Source organism: Pseudomonas hunanensis (assembly GCF_013393325.1).
GTDB lineage: Bacteria > Pseudomonadota > Gammaproteobacteria > Pseudomonadales > Pseudomonadaceae > Aquipseudomonas > Aquipseudomonas putida_P.
Genome location: NZ_QJRC01000098.1, coordinates 150,959 through 165,759, shown reverse-complemented (window position 1 = coordinate 165,759; position 14,801 = coordinate 150,959). Strand labels below are relative to the sequence as shown.

Annotated in this window: 17 protein-coding genes and 2 tRNA genes; 12 read left to right on the top strand and 7 right to left on the bottom strand. The window is 61.2% G+C overall.

Features of this window, described 5'->3' with window-relative positions:
- Positions 1-166 precede the first annotated feature (166 nt).
- The 5 genes from galU (at position 167) to DM807_RS22410 (ending at position 5,299) form a co-directional block, all read left to right on the top strand.
- The gene (gene galU, locus DM807_RS22430) at positions 167-1,006 is read left to right on the top strand and encodes a UTP--glucose-1-phosphate uridylyltransferase GalU (protein ID WP_012273146.1); all 840 of its coding nucleotides are present in this window, start codon (positions 167-169) and stop codon (positions 1,004-1,006) included.
- 99 nt (positions 1,007-1,105) lie between these two features.
- A complete protein-coding gene (gene gorA / locus DM807_RS22425; protein WP_060492737.1) occupies positions 1,106-2,461 on the top strand; it encodes a glutathione-disulfide reductase in 1,356 nt (451 codons plus the stop codon).
- Between the two features lie 231 nt (positions 2,462-2,692).
- On the top strand, positions 2,693-3,256 hold the full coding sequence (ahpC, locus tag DM807_RS22420) for an alkyl hydroperoxide reductase subunit C (RefSeq protein ID WP_003250537.1): 564 nt from the start codon (positions 2,693-2,695) through the stop codon (positions 3,254-3,256).
- A gap of 124 nt (positions 3,257-3,380) precedes the next feature.
- Positions 3,381-4,943, top strand: a complete 1,563-nt coding sequence (ahpF, locus tag DM807_RS22415; RefSeq protein WP_012273144.1) for an alkyl hydroperoxide reductase subunit F — start codon at positions 3,381-3,383, stop codon at positions 4,941-4,943.
- A gap of 167 nt (positions 4,944-5,110) precedes the next feature.
- Positions 5,111-5,299 carry a hypothetical protein gene (locus tag DM807_RS22410; protein WP_041166543.1) on the top strand — a complete coding sequence of 63 codons (189 nt, stop codon included), beginning with the start codon at positions 5,111-5,113 and terminating at the stop codon, positions 5,297-5,299.
- 4 nt (positions 5,300-5,303) lie between these two features.
- Here DM807_RS22410 and DM807_RS22405 read toward each other — a convergent pair whose 3' ends face one another.
- The 3 genes from DM807_RS22405 to nhaR all read right to left on the bottom strand — a co-directional run bounded on the left by DM807_RS22405 (position 5,304) and on the right by nhaR (position 8,216).
- Positions 5,304-5,951, bottom strand: coding sequence for a YceH family protein (locus tag DM807_RS22405; RefSeq protein WP_012273142.1), 648 nt, complete (start codon positions 5,949-5,951; stop codon positions 5,304-5,306).
- An 88-nt stretch (positions 5,952-6,039) separates the two neighbouring features.
- Positions 6,040-7,251 carry a serine/threonine transporter SstT gene (sstT, locus tag DM807_RS22400; RefSeq protein WP_060492735.1) on the bottom strand — a complete coding sequence of 404 codons (1,212 nt, stop codon included), beginning with the start codon at positions 7,249-7,251 and terminating at the stop codon, positions 6,040-6,042.
- 71 nt (positions 7,252-7,322) lie between these two features.
- Complete coding sequence (gene nhaR / locus DM807_RS22395) at positions 7,323-8,216, bottom strand: transcriptional activator NhaR (protein ID WP_012273140.1); 894 nt, start codon at positions 8,214-8,216, stop codon at positions 7,323-7,325.
- Between the two features lie 130 nt (positions 8,217-8,346).
- Here nhaR and DM807_RS22390 point away from each other — a divergent pair, with 130 nt between their 5' ends.
- A complete protein-coding gene (locus DM807_RS22390) occupies positions 8,347-8,586 on the top strand; it encodes a hypothetical protein (RefSeq protein ID WP_012273139.1) in 240 nt (79 codons plus the stop codon).
- Positions 8,587-8,614: 28 nt separating this feature from the next.
- A complete protein-coding gene (locus DM807_RS22385) occupies positions 8,615-9,367 on the top strand; it encodes a TerC family protein (protein WP_060492734.1) in 753 nt (250 codons plus the stop codon).
- Between the two features lie 69 nt (positions 9,368-9,436).
- On the opposite strand, the gene DM807_RS22380 is transcribed toward DM807_RS22385, so the two are convergent.
- Positions 9,437-9,616: a hypothetical protein gene (locus tag DM807_RS22380; protein WP_012273137.1), complete on the bottom strand. Its 180-nt coding sequence runs from the start codon at positions 9,614-9,616 to the stop codon at positions 9,437-9,439.
- Between the two features lie 166 nt (positions 9,617-9,782).
- On the opposite strand from DM807_RS22380, the gene DM807_RS22375 reads away from it, so the two are divergent.
- Positions 9,783-10,517 carry a peptidase C39 family protein gene (locus tag DM807_RS22375; protein ID WP_060492733.1) on the top strand — a complete coding sequence of 245 codons (735 nt, stop codon included), beginning with the start codon at positions 9,783-9,785 and terminating at the stop codon, positions 10,515-10,517.
- 116 nt (positions 10,518-10,633) lie between these two features.
- On the opposite strand, the gene DM807_RS22370 is transcribed toward DM807_RS22375, so the two are convergent.
- On the bottom strand, positions 10,634-11,917 hold the full coding sequence (locus DM807_RS22370; protein WP_012273135.1) for an NAD(P)/FAD-dependent oxidoreductase: 1,284 nt from the start codon (positions 11,915-11,917) through the stop codon (positions 10,634-10,636).
- Between the two features lie 202 nt (positions 11,918-12,119).
- Between DM807_RS22370 and DM807_RS22365 the strand changes: the two genes are divergently transcribed.
- From DM807_RS22365 to DM807_RS22350, 4 genes are all read left to right on the top strand, one after another.
- Positions 12,120-12,196, top strand: a tRNA-Val gene (locus tag DM807_RS22365).
- Positions 12,197-12,363: 167 nt separating this feature from the next.
- Positions 12,364-12,440 (top strand) — tRNA-Val (locus DM807_RS22360).
- Between the two features lie 131 nt (positions 12,441-12,571).
- On the top strand, positions 12,572-13,141 hold the full coding sequence (locus DM807_RS22355; protein WP_003250559.1) for an SPOR domain-containing protein: 570 nt from the start codon (positions 12,572-12,574) through the stop codon (positions 13,139-13,141).
- A gap of 97 nt (positions 13,142-13,238) precedes the next feature.
- Positions 13,239-13,664: a hypothetical protein gene (locus tag DM807_RS22350; RefSeq protein WP_012273134.1), complete on the top strand. Its 426-nt coding sequence runs from the start codon at positions 13,239-13,241 to the stop codon at positions 13,662-13,664.
- Positions 13,665-13,667: 3 nt separating this feature from the next.
- On the opposite strand, the gene DM807_RS22345 is transcribed toward DM807_RS22350, so the two are convergent.
- Together DM807_RS22345 and DM807_RS22340 are read right to left on the bottom strand one after the other, a co-directional pair.
- Complete coding sequence (locus DM807_RS22345; protein ID WP_179027938.1) at positions 13,668-14,360, bottom strand: endonuclease; 693 nt, start codon at positions 14,358-14,360, stop codon at positions 13,668-13,670.
- A 6-nt stretch (positions 14,361-14,366) separates the two neighbouring features.
- Positions 14,367-14,609, bottom strand: a complete 243-nt coding sequence (locus DM807_RS22340; RefSeq protein ID WP_012273132.1) for a DUF1654 domain-containing protein — start codon at positions 14,607-14,609, stop codon at positions 14,367-14,369.
- Between the last annotated feature and the right edge of the window lie 192 nt (positions 14,610-14,801).

Below are 14,801 nucleotides of genomic sequence, written 5' to 3'. Positions count from 1 at the left end.
TCATCCGCCTGTCATGAATGACCGTAATATTCACGATCCCCCGGAACTATCTACACTGGGATATCTCTATGATGGCATCGGTCGCTATCGGGGGGCATTGTAAGGTGACTGCCGCCTGATTAGACTGCGCCGAATTCCACAGGCCTAGCCTTTTGTAAGGACGTTTATGATCAAGAAATGCTTGTTCCCGGCAGCCGGCTACGGCACTCGCTTCCTGCCTGCTACCAAAGCCATGCCCAAGGAAATGCTGCCGGTGGTCAACAAGCCACTGATCCAGTATGGCGTTGAAGAAGCATTGGATGCTGGTCTGAACGAGATCTCCATCGTGACCGGTCGCGGCAAGCGCGCCCTGGAAGACCACTTCGACATCAGCTACGAGCTGGAAAACCAGATCAAGGGCACCGACAAGGAAAAATACCTGGTTGGCATCCGTCGTCTGCTCGACGAGTGCTCGTTCTCCTACACCCGCCAGACCGAAATGAAAGGCCTGGGCCACGCTATCCTCACCGGCCGCCCGTTGATCGGTGACGAGCCGTTCGCCGTGGTGCTGGCGGATGACCTGTGCGTCAACCTTGAAGGTGACGGCGTGCTGGCGCAGATGGTTGCGCTTTACAAGAAGTACCGTTGCTCGATCGTTGCCATCCAGGAAGTCGATCCGCAGGAAACCAACAAGTACGGCGTCATCGCCGGTGAAGAGATCAAGGACGGCATCTTCCGTGTCGACTCCATGGTCGAGAAACCGAAGCCTGAAGATGCCCCTTCGAACCTGGCCATCATCGGCCGTTACATCCTGACCCCGGACATTTTCGAGAAGATTGAGCAGACCGAACCGGGCAAGGGTGGCGAGATCCAGATCACCGACGCGCTGATGAAGCAAGCGGCCGAAGGTAACGTGATCGCCTACAAGTTCAAGGGCAAGCGTTTCGACTGCGGTGGTGCCGAAGGCTACATCGAGGCGACCAACTTCTGCTTCGAGAACTTCTACAAGGCTGGCAAGGCTTACTGATAAGCCCTGTTGGTATTGGAAAGCCACCCTTCAGGGTGGCTTTTTTGTTTGTGGCGGCCAACGGCGTTATGCTGGGCGCCTGCCTAGGAGACTGAATACATGGCCTACGATTTTGATCTGTTCGTGATTGGCGCCGGGTCCGGCGGCGTGCGCGCGGCGCGCTTTGCCGCGGGCTTCGGCGCAAAAGTGGCAGTGGCTGAAAGCCGCTACCTGGGCGGTACCTGTGTCAATGTCGGCTGTGTTCCGAAAAAGCTGCTGGTGTATGGCGCGCACGTTGCCGACGAACTGGAGCAGGCCGCAGGTTTCGGCTGGACCTTGGAAGAAGGGCATTTCGACTGGGGCACCCTGATTGCCAACAAGAACCGGGAAATCGAACGCCTCAATGGCATCTACCGCAACCTGCTGGTCAACAGCGGGGTGACCCTGCTGCAGGGCCACGCACGCCTGACCGGTGCCAATGAAGTGGAAGTGGACGGTCAGCGCTACAGCGCCGAACACATCCTCATCGCTACCGGTGGCTGGCCACAGGTGCCGGATATCCCCGGCAAGGAACTGGCCATCACCTCCAATGAAGCCTTCTACCTCAAAGACCTGCCTCGCCGGGTGCTGGTGGTGGGCGGTGGCTACATCGCCGTCGAGTTCGCTGGCATCTTCCAGGGCCTGGGGGCTAACACCACGCTGCTGTACCGTGGTGACTTGTTCCTGCGCGGCTTCGATGGCTCGGTGCGCACCCACTTGAAGGAAGAGTTGGAAAAGCGCGGCCTCGACCTGCAGTTCAATGCCGACATTCAGCGTATCGACAAACTTGAAGATGGCAGCCTCAAGGCCACCCTCAAGGATGGCCGAGAGCTGGTTGCCGATTGCGTATTCTATGCCACTGGCCGGCGCCCGATGCTGGACAACCTGGGCCTGGAAAACACCGGCGTCGAACTGGATGCGCGCGGCTACATTCGGGTTGATGAGCAGTTCCAGACCACCGCGCCGTCAATCCTTGCCATTGGCGACGTCATCGGGCGTGTGCAGTTGACGCCAGTGGCCCTGGCCGAAGGCATGGCCGTGGCGCGGCGCCTGTTCAAACCAGAGCAATACCGCCCGGTGGACTACCAGAACATCCCTACTGCGGTGTTCAGCCAGCCGCCGATCGGCACCGTAGGCTTGACCGAGGAGCAGGCGCTGGCGGCCGGGCACAAGGTGCAGGTGTTCGAAAGCCGCTTCCGCGCCATGAAGCTGACCCTGACCGACATTCAGGAAAAGACCCTGATGAAGCTGGTGGTCGATGCCGAGACCGACAAGGTGCTGGGGTGTCACATGGTTGGCCCTGATGCCGGTGAAATCATCCAGGGCCTGGGTATTGCGCTGAAAGCCGGTGCGACCAAGCAGCAGTTCGACGAAACCATCGGCGTGCACCCGACGGCGGCCGAAGAGTTCGTGACCATGCGTACGGTCACCCGCTGATAACGCGTAGCCTGCAGGAGCAGCACAAGGCTGCTCCTGCAGGGGTGTGCCGATCCGTGTCACGGCGCGCCGGTCCGCAATCCTTTGCTCAGCCCATTCCCTTCTATTAATTAACCCCGGTTATAGCCAAAACCAATCGCAAGCATGAGCTTTGCCAATGAGCCTTCAGCGGGATGATTAGTTAGGATTCTATCCATCAACTGATTCCAACCCCATGAAGGAGCGTCTCTCATGCCAATCATCAACAGCCAGGTCAAACCGTTCAACGCCACCGCCTACCACAAAGGCGAGTTCGTTCAGGTCAGCGAAGCCGACCTGAAAGGCAAGTGGTCTGTCGTGTTCTTCTACCCGGCCGACTTCACCTTCGTTTGCCCGACCGAGCTGGGTGACCTTGCCGACAACTACGCAGAGTTCCAGAAGCTGGGCGTGGAAATCTACGGCGTGTCCACCGACACCCACTTCACCCACAAAGCCTGGCACGACACTTCGGACACCATCGGCAAGATCGAATACCCGCTGATCGGTGACCCGACTCACGTCATCTCGCGCAACTTCGACGTGCTGATCGAAGAAGCCGGCCTGGCCGATCGCGGTACCTTCGTGATCAACCCGGAAGGCCAGATCAAAATCGTCGAACTGAACGACGGTGGTGTAGGCCGCGATGCTGCCGAACTGCTGCGTAAAGTGAAGGCTGCCCAGTACGTTGCCGCTCACCCAGGCGAAGTGTGCCCGGCCAAGTGGAAAGAAGGCGAAGCCACCCTGGCGCCGTCCCTGGACCTGGTCGGCAAGATCTAAGACTGTGAGCCAGTCGCGGGCGGTAGTCAGCCGCCAAAGCTGAAGTTGTTACCGCCCCGTCAAACGCCCGGGCGACCTCGCCTGGGCGTTTTTGTATCCGAGTTTTGAAAAAGGAATCGCCCGTATGTTGGACGCCACGCTTAAATCGCAACTGAAAACCTACCTGGAGCGGGTCACCCAGCCGATCGAGATCGTTGCCTCCCTCGACGACGGCGCGAAGTCCCGCGAATTGCATGACTTGCTGGTGGAAATTGCCGGCCTGTCGAACCTCATTACATTCAGCGCGGACGGTACCGATGCCCGTCGCCCGTCGTTCTCGCTGAACCGCCCGGGTGACAGCATCAGCCTGCGCTTCGCCGGCATCCCCATGGGCCACGAGTTCACCTCGCTGGTGCTGGCGCTGCTGCAAGTCGGCGGCCACCCATCCAAGGCCAGTGCTGAAGTGATCGAGCAGATCCAGGCCCTGGAAGGCGAATTCACCTTCGAAACCTACTTCTCGCTGTCGTGCCAGAACTGCCCGGACGTGGTCCAGGCGTTGAACCTGATGGCGGTGCTCAACCCCAACGTGCGCCATGTGGCCATCGACGGTGCGCTGTTCCAGGAAGAAGTGGAAGCGCGCAAGATCATGGCGGTGCCGAGCATCTACCTGAACGGTGAAGTGTTTGGCCAGGGCCGCATGGGCCTGGAAGAAATCCTTGGCAAGATCGACACCAGCGCCGGCGCCCGCCAGGCCGAGAAGATCAACGCCAAGGACGCCTTCGACGTGCTGGTGGTCGGCGGTGGCCCCGCTGGCGCCGCTGCTGCCATCTATGCTGCGCGTAAAGGCATCCGCACTGGCGTTGCAGCCGAGCGCTTCGGCGGCCAGGTGCTCGACACCCTGGCCATCGAGAACTTCATCTCGGTGCAGGAAACCGAAGGGCCTAAGCTGGCCACGGCGCTGGAAGAGCACGTCAAGCAGTACGACGTCGACATCATGAACCTGCAGCGCGGCGAAGCGTTGATTCCGGCCAGCGAGGGTGGCTTGCACGAAGTACGCCTGGCAGGCGGCGCCTCGCTTAAAGCCAAGACCGTGATCTTGGCCACCGGCGCCCGCTGGCGCGAAATGAACGTGCCAGGTGAGCAGGAATACCGTGGCCGTGGCGTGGCCTACTGCCCGCACTGTGATGGCCCCCTGTTCAAGGGCAAGCGCGTAGCGGTGATCGGCGGCGGCAACTCGGGCGTGGAGGCGGCCATCGACCTGGCCGGTATCGTCGCCCAGGTGACGCTGATCGAGTTCGACAGCCAACTGCGTGCCGACGCGGTTTTGCAGCGCAAGTTGCACAGTTTGCCGAACGTGAAAGTCATTACCAGCGCGCTCACCACCGAGGTGCTGGGCAATGGCGAGAAAGTGACTGGCTTGCGCTACAAGGACCGCACCACCGATGAACAGCATGACGTGGCGCTGGAAGGTATCTTCGTGCAGATCGGACTGTTGCCCAACACCGACTGGCTCAAAGGCACCGTCGAGCTGTCGCCGCGTGGCGAGATCATCGTCGACGCCAAGGGCCAGACCAGTATCCCGGGTGTGTTTGCAGCGGGTGACGTGACGACCGTGCCGTACAAGCAGATCGTGATTGCGGTGGGTGAGGGGGCCAAGGCTTCGCTGGCGGCCTTCGACCACCTGATTCGCACTTCGGCGCCGGCGTAAGCCTGTACCGGCCCATTCGCGGCTAAAGCCGCTCCCACAGGTACTGCACAGATTTTGAATGCTGTGCGGTCCCTGTGGGAGCGGCTTTAGCCGCGAAAGGGCCGGCACAAGCAAAGCAGAAACTGAGGGTGTCTATGATTAGTGCAGACACCCTCAGGAGCTTGAACATGACCCTGATCAGCCGCGAACCCTGGTGGCTAGTCCCCCCCAAGCCCGGGCAGAAAGAGCAGGACCTGCACTGGGGCTACCTGGAAATCTACGCCGACGGGCGCACCGTGTTCGTCGACCAGCGCCCCAGTGACCGGGAGCTGGCCGAGCGCAAGAGCTGCCGCAACTTCCCCGACCCCGAGCCGTGAAGGCTCAGCCTTCCAGCTCGGCCAGCCGTGCTTCCAGCGCTGCAATGCGTGCTTCGAGGGCTTCGATGCGTTCTTCCGACACACTGGCGCCACTGCTGCGTGCGCCACCTTCCTGCTGGCGTGCAGCGAGGATCGCCTCGATTTCCGCCGGGTCGCCCAAGGCGTGGGTGTAGCGGTCCTCACGCTGGCCGGCCTGACGCGGCAGGTGCAAGGCCAGGTCCCGCGAGATCAGGCGCTCCAGCTGATGCTGAATCTGCTCGGTGTCGTCGAAGTCGTGCAGGCGGTTGCTGCGGGTCAGCAGTTCGTTGAGCGTTTGCGGGCCGCGCAGGAACATCAGGCCCATCAGTACCAGCTGTGCGGGCACCAGCTCCAGTGCCTTGTCTACCCGCTGTTCCCAGCGGTCGGCACGGCTGCCCATCTGCAAGCGGGTCAGGTCCTGCCCTTCAAGCGCACGCAGGGCTTGGCCAACCTGGCCTTGGGTGAGGTTCATCACAGGTTCGCGGCTGGTCTTCTGGTTGCAGGCCAGGACCAGGGCATTGAGGGTCAGCGGGTAGCTTTCCGGGCTGGTGGCCTGCTTTTCGATCAGCGAGCCGAGAACGCGGATCTCGATGCTGTTGAAGCGGCCTTCACCTGCGGTTTCGTGTTCTGACATGGCCCTGTCTCGTTGCTGAGGAAAGGCCACTAGGGTAGGTAATGCCAACGTGTAAGGCAATTGGGGCCGCACAGCGGCCCAGGCAATCTCAAGGGTTGCGCCGCTCTTCGGCCAGGCAGGCCGCCGCAGTGAACAGCACATCGGTCGAAGAATTCAGCGCCGTTTCGGCCGAATCCTGCAGCACGCCGATAATGAAGCCTACCGCCACCACCTGCATGGCAATTTCGCTGGGGATGCCAAACAGGCTGCATGCCAGTGGAATCAGTAGCAGCGAGCCCCCAGCCACGCCCGAGGCACCGCAGGCGCACACCGCCGCCACCACGCTGAGCAGCACGGCAGTTGGCAGGTCCACCGGGATGCCCAAGGTATGCACGGCGGCCAGCGTCAGTACGGTAATGGTGATCGCCGCACCGGCCATGTTGATGGTCGCGCCCAGCGGGATCGACACCGAATAGGTGTCTTCATGCAGGCCAAGGCGTTCCGACAATGCCAGGTTGACCGGAATGTTGGCGGCCGAGCTGCGGGTGAAGAATGCGGTAATGCCGCTTTCGCGCAGGCACAGCAGCGTCAGTGGGTAAGGGTTGCGGCGGATCTTCCAGAACACGATGAGTGGGTTCATCACCAGCGCCACGAACAGCATGCAGCCGATCAGTACCGCCAGCAGGTGCAGGTAGCCGAGCAGCGCGTTCAGGCCTGACTGGGCCAGCGTGGAGCTGACCAGCCCAAAGATGCCCAGCGGGGCGAAACGGATGACCATGCGCACGATCAAGGTCACGCCATTGGACAGGTCGTCTACTACGGTACGGGTGGTTTCGCCGGCATGACGCAGGGCCACGCCCAGGCCGATGGCCCAGGTGAGTATGCCGATGAAGTTGGCGTTGAGCAGGGCATTGACCGGGTTGTCGACCGCGCTCAGCACCAGGTTCTGCATCACCTCGGTAATGCCGCCTGGTGCGCTCAGCGTGGCCTCGCCCGTGCTCAGCACCAGGTGCGACGGGAACAGCATGCTGGCGACCACGGCCACCACCGCTGCGGCAAAGGTGCCCAGCAGGTACAACCAGAGGATCGGGCGAATGTGGGTTTCCTGGCCGTGACGATGGTTGGCGATCGAAGCCATGACCAGGATGAACACCAGCACGGGCGCAACCGCTTTCAGGGCGCTGACGAATACCTTGCCGAGGAAAGCCAGGTCGCGGGCGATGGCAGGTGCCAGCAGGGCAAGGGCGATGCCGGCGAGCAAACCGATGACGATCTGCGTGACCAGGCTGGTGCGGTTGAGGAAACGGAGGAGGGGGGTCATGTGCAGCGGTATCTCGGAATCTGGAAAGGGCGGACTTTACCATAGCGGCTTGTAGGGCTGCTCCGAGCGCCTCACCAATGAAACAACTCCCGCCGCGCCCCCTCGGTAATCGCCACGATCCCTGGGTGCTTGACCTTGCGCTCCACCGAAATGGCATAGAACGACTCGTGTACGGCTTCGGTCTGGCCGATCAACTGCACGCCATACTGGCGGCACACCTCCTCGGCGATAACGCTGGGGGCAACGAAAATGCCGCTACCCGACTGCCCGAACGCCTGCATCAAGGCACTGTCATCGAACTCCCCCACGATCCGAGGCTGCACCTGCTGTTCGCCCAGCCACCGCAGCAGGCGGCTGCGCACCACGGTTTCCTGGCCTGGAACAAGCAGCGGCGCATCCTGCAAGCAGGCCGGAAAAGGGCCGTCCAGCCGTTGCGCCAGTGCAGGGGTGGCGAAAAAGCTCAGCCCGCATTCGCCGAGCTTCTGGCTGTAACCTTTGATGTCCAGGTGGCTGGGCATGGGGCTGTCGGAAATCACAAGGTCCAGGCGCTGGATGGCCAGGTCTGCCAGCAGCCGTTCAAGTTTGTCTTCGCGGCAGTTGATGCGCAGCACCTCGTCCAGTTCCATGGTCGGTGCCAGCAAGCGGTAGACGATGGATTTGGGGACCACGTCGGCTACCCCAACGCGGAACAGGATCTGCTCTTGGGGGCCGGCCCGCAGCAGGGCTTCCAGCTCGCCGCCGATCTGGAACATCTGCTCGGCGTACACCAGCGCCTGGCGGCCGGTTTCGGTCAGCTCAAGCTGGCGTCCGGCGCGCTGGAACAGTTCCAGGCCGTAGGTTTGCTCGAACAGGGTGATCTGCCCGCTGATGGTTTGCGGTGTGAGGTTCAGCTGTTGGCTGGCACGGGTGATGCTGCCAGTCTTGGCCACGGCCCAGAAGTAATGCAGCTGGCGATAATTGAGCACCGTTGGTCGTCCCGATTCGTAAAAACCGAAGTATACGTCATGAAAATACGAATTTTACTGAACTATCGGCGTCTCTAGAATGCACGGCATCAGGCGCCATGCGCCGCCGGAATTTTCAAGCGAGGACACCATGCTGCAACTCAAATCCATCGGCACCCCGTTGGTGCTGGCCTTGGCCCTGTTCACCCTGGCAGGTTGCGACCAGGCCGAGAAATCTGCCCAGCAGATGCTCGACCAGGCCGCGCAGTCGGCCAAGCAGGCCATCGACGATACCAACAAGGCTGCCCAGCAGGCGTTGAGCGATGCCATCGGCAGCGAAGGGCAGAAGCCCAAGGATGCCGAGAAAAAAGAACAAACCCAGGACATTTGACCCCAACCGCCGCTGCAGGATCTGAACAATGGAATATTTGCTGGAACTCGCCGCTAGCCCTACCGCCTGGGTTGCCCTGGCTACGCTGGTGGCCATGGAAGTTGTACTGGGTATCGACAACCTGATCTTCATCTCGATCCTGACCAACAAGCTGCCGGTGGAGTACCGCTCCAAGGCACGGCGTATCGGTATCAGCATGGCCTTGGTCATGCGCCTGGCCTTGCTCAGCACGGTGGCCTGGATCGTCCAGTTGACCGACCCGGTGTTCGAAGTGTTCGGCAACGCCTTCTCGTGGAAGGATGTGATCCTGATTGCCGGTGGCCTGTTCCTGCTGTGGAAGGCGACCAAGGAGATTCACGAAAGCGTCGACCCGCACGGTGCCAAGGAAGAAGCCAAGGTTGGCTCGACCGTTACCCTGGGCTTTGCTGCGGCAATCTTCCAGATCCTGCTGCTGGACATCGTTTTCTCGGTCGACAGCATCATCACCGCCGTGGGTATGACCGAGCACCTGCCGATCATGATCATTGCCGTGATCACTGCGGTGATCGTAATGATGGTGGCCGCCGACCCGCTGGCCAACTTCATCAACGACAACCCGACCGTCGTGATGCTGGCCCTGGGCTTCCTGATCATGATCGGTATGACGCTGATCGCCGAAGGGTTTGGCGCTCATGTACCGAAGGGTTATGTGTATGCCGCCATGGCGTTCTCGACGGCTATCGAGATCCTCAACATCCTGGCGCGTCGGGCGCGTTTGAAGCGTGAGGCAGCTGAAGGTTGATATAAAAGCGGGGCGCATTGCGCCCCATTCGCCGGCAAGCCCGCGAATGGGCTTTAGTAAATTTTGAGGTCAGTGCACCCCGGCATGCCGCCGCGCCCGCCTTATTGGCTGTGGCTTGGCCAGGGGCTGCGGTGGCAGGTGGTGATGTTGTGCATGACGCCGCACAATGCGCAGTACACCCCACAGCATGGCGGCTGCAACGCTTAGCCACATGCCTACCAGCATGAGAATTGCCATGGTCAGGCTCATCTGTGCCTCCATCTCTACGGCAAGCCTTCGATTGGCCAGCGCTTGCCTTCCAGACACTGCTTTAGTCTAGCCCTTCGCCTGTGACGTTCCATCGAACAAAGGTCTATCTCTGGGGCCGATTCGCTCTAAGCCGTTGTCGGACTATACCCGCGCCGCTGTCGGACCTATGATCGGTGGCCAGAGCCGGGCGCTGCCTGCCTGGCGTTGGAACAAGCGAGTGTCCATGGAGCAACATTCCGTCAAAACCGCCTACCGACGGCTGCTGGCCGCCTGTCTGATGGCTGCCACCCTGGCCGGTTGTGCCAGCGCACCGCCTGCCAACCTCAAGGGCTTGCCTCAGCGAGTGGAGATCAGCAGCGTGCCGTTCTACCGTGGCAACGCCAACCACAGCGGGGCTATGGCACTGGCGGCCGTGCTGTCGCAACAGGGGGCTCCGATCACACCGGGGCTTCTGGACAAACCGTTGAACCTGCCCCAGGGCGCCGAAGCGCTGGATACCGGTATCCCCCGCGTGGCGCGGGACTACGGCATGGTGGTGTACCCGCTGGACAAACAACTGGACGCGCTGTTGACCCAAGTGGCGGCGGGCAACCCAGTGCTGCTGCGTTACGAGGAAGGTTCGGCCTGGTGGGGTGAGCCGCGTTATGCGGTGCTGATCGGTTATGACCGTTACAAGCAGCGGGTGTTGTTGCGCTCGGGCATGCACCGGCGGCAGGTGATGGCATTCGATGAGTTTGCCTCGGCGTGGGCGAAGCAGGGGAGCTGGGCGGTGCTGGTGCAGCCACCGCGACAATTGCCGGCCCAGGTGGATCGCCAGCGCTGGTTGATGGCTGCCGATGAGCTGGCCAAGGCGGGGCAGGAAGTTGCAGCGAAACAGGCGGTGAATAGCCTGAACAAATGATATGGCCTGAACCGGCCCTATCGCCGACAAGCCTGCCCCACAGAAATTGCACATTCGAAAATGGTGCGGTTCCTGTGGGGGCAGGCTTGCCGGCGATAGGGTCAGGCCTGTTTACATCAGAAGCCCAGACGATCGCGCAGGCTGTAGTACCAGGCACCGATGGCGCTGAACGGCACGCGCAGCATCTGGCCACCCGGGAACGGGTAGTGCGGCAGGCCGGCGAAGGCGTCGAAACGCTCCGCCTGGCCGCGCAGGGCTTCGGCCAGTACCTTGCCCGCCAGGTGGGTGTAGGTCACGCCGTGGCCCGAGCAACCCTGCGAGTAATAGATGTTGTCGCCGATACGGCCAACCTGTGGCAGGCGCGACAGGGTCAGCAGGAAGTTGCCGGTCCAGGCGTAATCGATCTTCACGTTCTTCAGCTGCGGGAAGGCCTTGAGCATCTTCGGACGGATGATCGCCTCGATGTTGGCCGGGTCACGCGCGCCGTACACCACGCCACCGCCGAAGATCAGGCGCTTGTCGCTGGTCAGGCGGTAGTAGTCCAGCAGGTAGTTGCAGTCCTCGACGCAGTAGTCCTGCGGCAGCAGGGTGCGTGCCAGTTCTTCGCCCAGCGGCTCGGTGGTGATCACCTGGGTGCCGCATGGCATGGACTTGGCGGCCAGCTCTGGCACCAGGTTGCCCAGGTAGGCGTTGCCGGCAACGATGATGAACTTGGCGCGGACTTTGCCCTGCGGGGTGTGAACGACCGGGTTGGCACCACGTTCGATGCGTACCGCCGGGGTTTGTTCATAGATGATGCCACCCAGCGACTCGACTGCAGCCGCTTCGCCCAAGGCCAGGTTCAATGGGTGGATGTGGCCGCCGCTCATGTCGAGCATGCCGCCGACGTAACTGTCACAGGCAACCACTTCGCGGATGCGCTTCTGGTCCATCAGCTCCAGCTGATTGTGGCCAAAACGTTCCCATAGGCGCTTTTGCGACTCCAGGTGGCCCATCTGCTTGCTGGTGATGGCGGCGAACACGCCACCGTCTTTCAGGTCGCACTGGATGTTGTATTTGGCCACGCGCTCACGAATGATGCGGCCGCCTTCGAAGGCCATATGGCCCAGCAGTTGCGCCTGCTTGGGGCCAACGGTGCGTTCGATGACGTCGATGTCGCGGCTATAGCTGTTGACGATCTGGCCGCCGTTGCGGCCCGACGCGCCGAAGCCGACCTTGGCCGCTTCGACGATGCTCACCTTGAAGCCGTTCTCGAGCAGGAACAGGGCGCTGGACAGGCCGGTGTAGCCGGCGCCGATGATGCATACATCGGTTTCCACCTCACCCTGCAGCGCCGGACGTGGCGGCACCGGGTTGGCCGAGGCGGCGTAGTAGGACTGGGGGTAGGGGGTGTTAGCCATGCTGCAGGAACCTCGTGTTTTATATTTTTAACGAATGTACCGATGCTATCAATAATAATAAACACCCGCTAGTCGTCTGGTGAAAATCCTTTACGGGGCGCTTGTCGGCCGTCCTTATATAAAGAGTTTAAGATTCAGTAGCTTAGCGCGAAAAAAAGTGTTGACAGGGTTTTTGGAATGCGTAGAATGCGCACCACACGACAGGCACATAGCTCAGTTGGTTAGAGCACCACCTTGACATGGTGGGGGTCGTTGGTTCGAGTCCAATTGTGCCTACCAAATCGAAGAAGGGGTGATCCGCAAGGGTCACCCCTTTTTTCATTGGGCTCGCGACCGGCCCGAGTCGCAAATAGACTCCTCGTGCACGAACCCCGAAAGTTTTTGATTTTTATCAAAAAAAAGCTTTACAGGTACGCATTCGATCACTAATATGCGCACCACACGACAGGCACATAGCTCAGTTGGTTAGAGCACCACCTTGACATGGTGGGGGTCGTTGGTTCGAGTCCAATTGTGCCTACCAAATCGAAAAAGGGCGATCAGCAATGATCGCCCTTTTTTCATTTGCGCACGAAGCAGCGTGTAACGTTTGGTCGCGGTTCGGGTATGGCCCGCCATGCTAGAATCCGCCCCTTCGAATCTGGAGGTACACGCGTGCGCAAACTGGCTGTGGTAATGGCAGTGCTCGCCCTGGCGGGCTGTGAGAACGAGGTCGAAGGCGTGCACAAGCAGGTGGCCGAACACTTGCACAACCCCAAGACTGCCAAGTTCGGCAACGTACGGATCGACACCCAGGGCACCATTTGCGGCCAGGTCCGCGGCAAGGACGATGCCGGGCAATACGAAGCCTATCGCAGCTATGTGGCGATCAAGCGCGATGGCCAGTACGACATCATCGTCGACGACACCGGCAACAACCTGCGTATCCGCGAGCTTTGCGGCGGTGCCGACCTGCAGCGACGTGCCGAAGCGCTCGCCGACCAGCCGGCGCCCCAGGGTTGGGATGTGGAAGTGGTGCAGGGCGCCAACATGGGCGCGCTGAGCGACATGACCGCACGGCTGATCGAGAAGGGCATCCCATCTTCGGTGGAGTACCGCGACGGCAAGCCGGTGGTGCTGATGGGGCCGTTCCCGACCCGCGAAGAGGCCCAGGCGCGCCGGGACGAGGTGATGGCCAAGCTGGGTACCGATTCGGTGGTCATTCAGCACGGCGCAGCACGCTAAGCCTATGCCGAAGTGTTGGCGGCCTGGCCTGTACTAGACATTGTTCACACAAGTTTGGCTATGCTTGGGTTGGGAGATGCCAGACGGGGAGGGCCTCATGTCTACACTGGAGCGGGCCATTGCCGTGGCCGCCAGGGCGCATGAAGGGCAGTACGACAAGGGTGGGGCGGCTTATATCCTCCACCCGTTACGCGTGATGATGCGGGTTGCCACGCCCGAGCAACGGATTGTCGCGGTGCTTCACGATGTGATCGAAGATACCCCGCTGACCCTGTCCGACCTGGCGCGCGAGGGCTTCGCGCTGAAAATCCTTGCCGCGTTGCTGGCGCTAAGCCGCCGCGAGGGCGAGGCCTACCAGGACTTCGTGGTGCGCCTGGGCGATGACCCGCTGGCGCGCACCGTCAAGTTGGCCGACCTGGCCGACAACAGTGACCTCTCACGCATTCCCTGCCCAAGCCCCGCTGACCTGGCGCGGCTGGCCCGCTATCGGGAAGCCAGCGCCTACTTGCAGGCGCTGGTGTGAGGCTCAGCCACAGGCCTTGAGGTTGACCGGCCCGACAAACGCGTTGCCCCGCCCCATCACGCAGGCCACTCGCTGGTTGCGTTGCTGCTCCCAGGCTTGCGGCGGGTAGGTCTTGTTCCAGGCCTCGAACAGCTGGCGGTCCTGGCTGGACAACCGCAGGTTGTACTGCTGGCTCATGTAGAAGTAGGTGCGCGCGATCATGCCGCGGATCGAAGGGCGCGGCATCACCTTCTTGGCCTTGAAGTCGACCTGGGTCAGGCAACGGCCGTACTGCCCGCGTTGTTCGGGCAGCCAGCCGAAACTGAAATTGCTGCGGTCGCCGTTGACCTCGCCGATGCTGGGCACCAGGTTGTGCAGGTCAGCTTCGGCGCGCTTGTACACGTCGTCATGCTGCGCGCACTGCTTGCGCCCGCCGGCCTGCCAGCACTGGCGCTGATGGCCGATCTGCCATGCCGGTACGATGTGCTCCCATTCGATGCGCGAGGCGCGCAGGGCATTCTTGCGCGGGGCATAGCCACAGGACGCCAGGTCGACCTTGTTGCCCTTGTATTTGCAACCGCAATAAAACTCGGTCGATTGCGGCGCATACAGCTTCCAGGCGACCTTCTTGGCCTCCTGGAAGGTACGCGGGGCGTCGGCTTGAACAAAGGGGGCGGTCAGCAGCAGGCAGGTTGCAGCGAAAAGCGAAACTCTCATGCGTGGTCAGTCTTCCTTCGGCACGGTCCAGAAAATCTGCACGCCGCCATCGTCCCGGTGAGCGAGGGTGACGTTGTCGTTCTCGGCGATTTCCTCGAGCAGCGTCTCCCAGTCATCCGGGCTTTCCTGTTCCAGGCGGAAGATCAGCGCCGCACGGCTGCGCTGGGCGGTGGGGCTGTTGATGATCTTCTGGATGCGTACACCCAGCTGTTCATAGCTGCTCGGGGTGGCAGAGGCGGTGCTGGACACAGGGAATTCCTTATTTTGCTGTATGTGCATACAGTATTTCACTGTAAGTAAAATCGCAACAGCTTGCCAGAGGAAATCCAGCGTTAGCCCGTCATGGCGTTCGCGCTGGCGCTGCTGGTCTGGTGTAATACCGGCAATTTCCGGAAGCTGCGCATGTATCGATTTCTTTTTCGTGTTCCCTCATCTACAAGC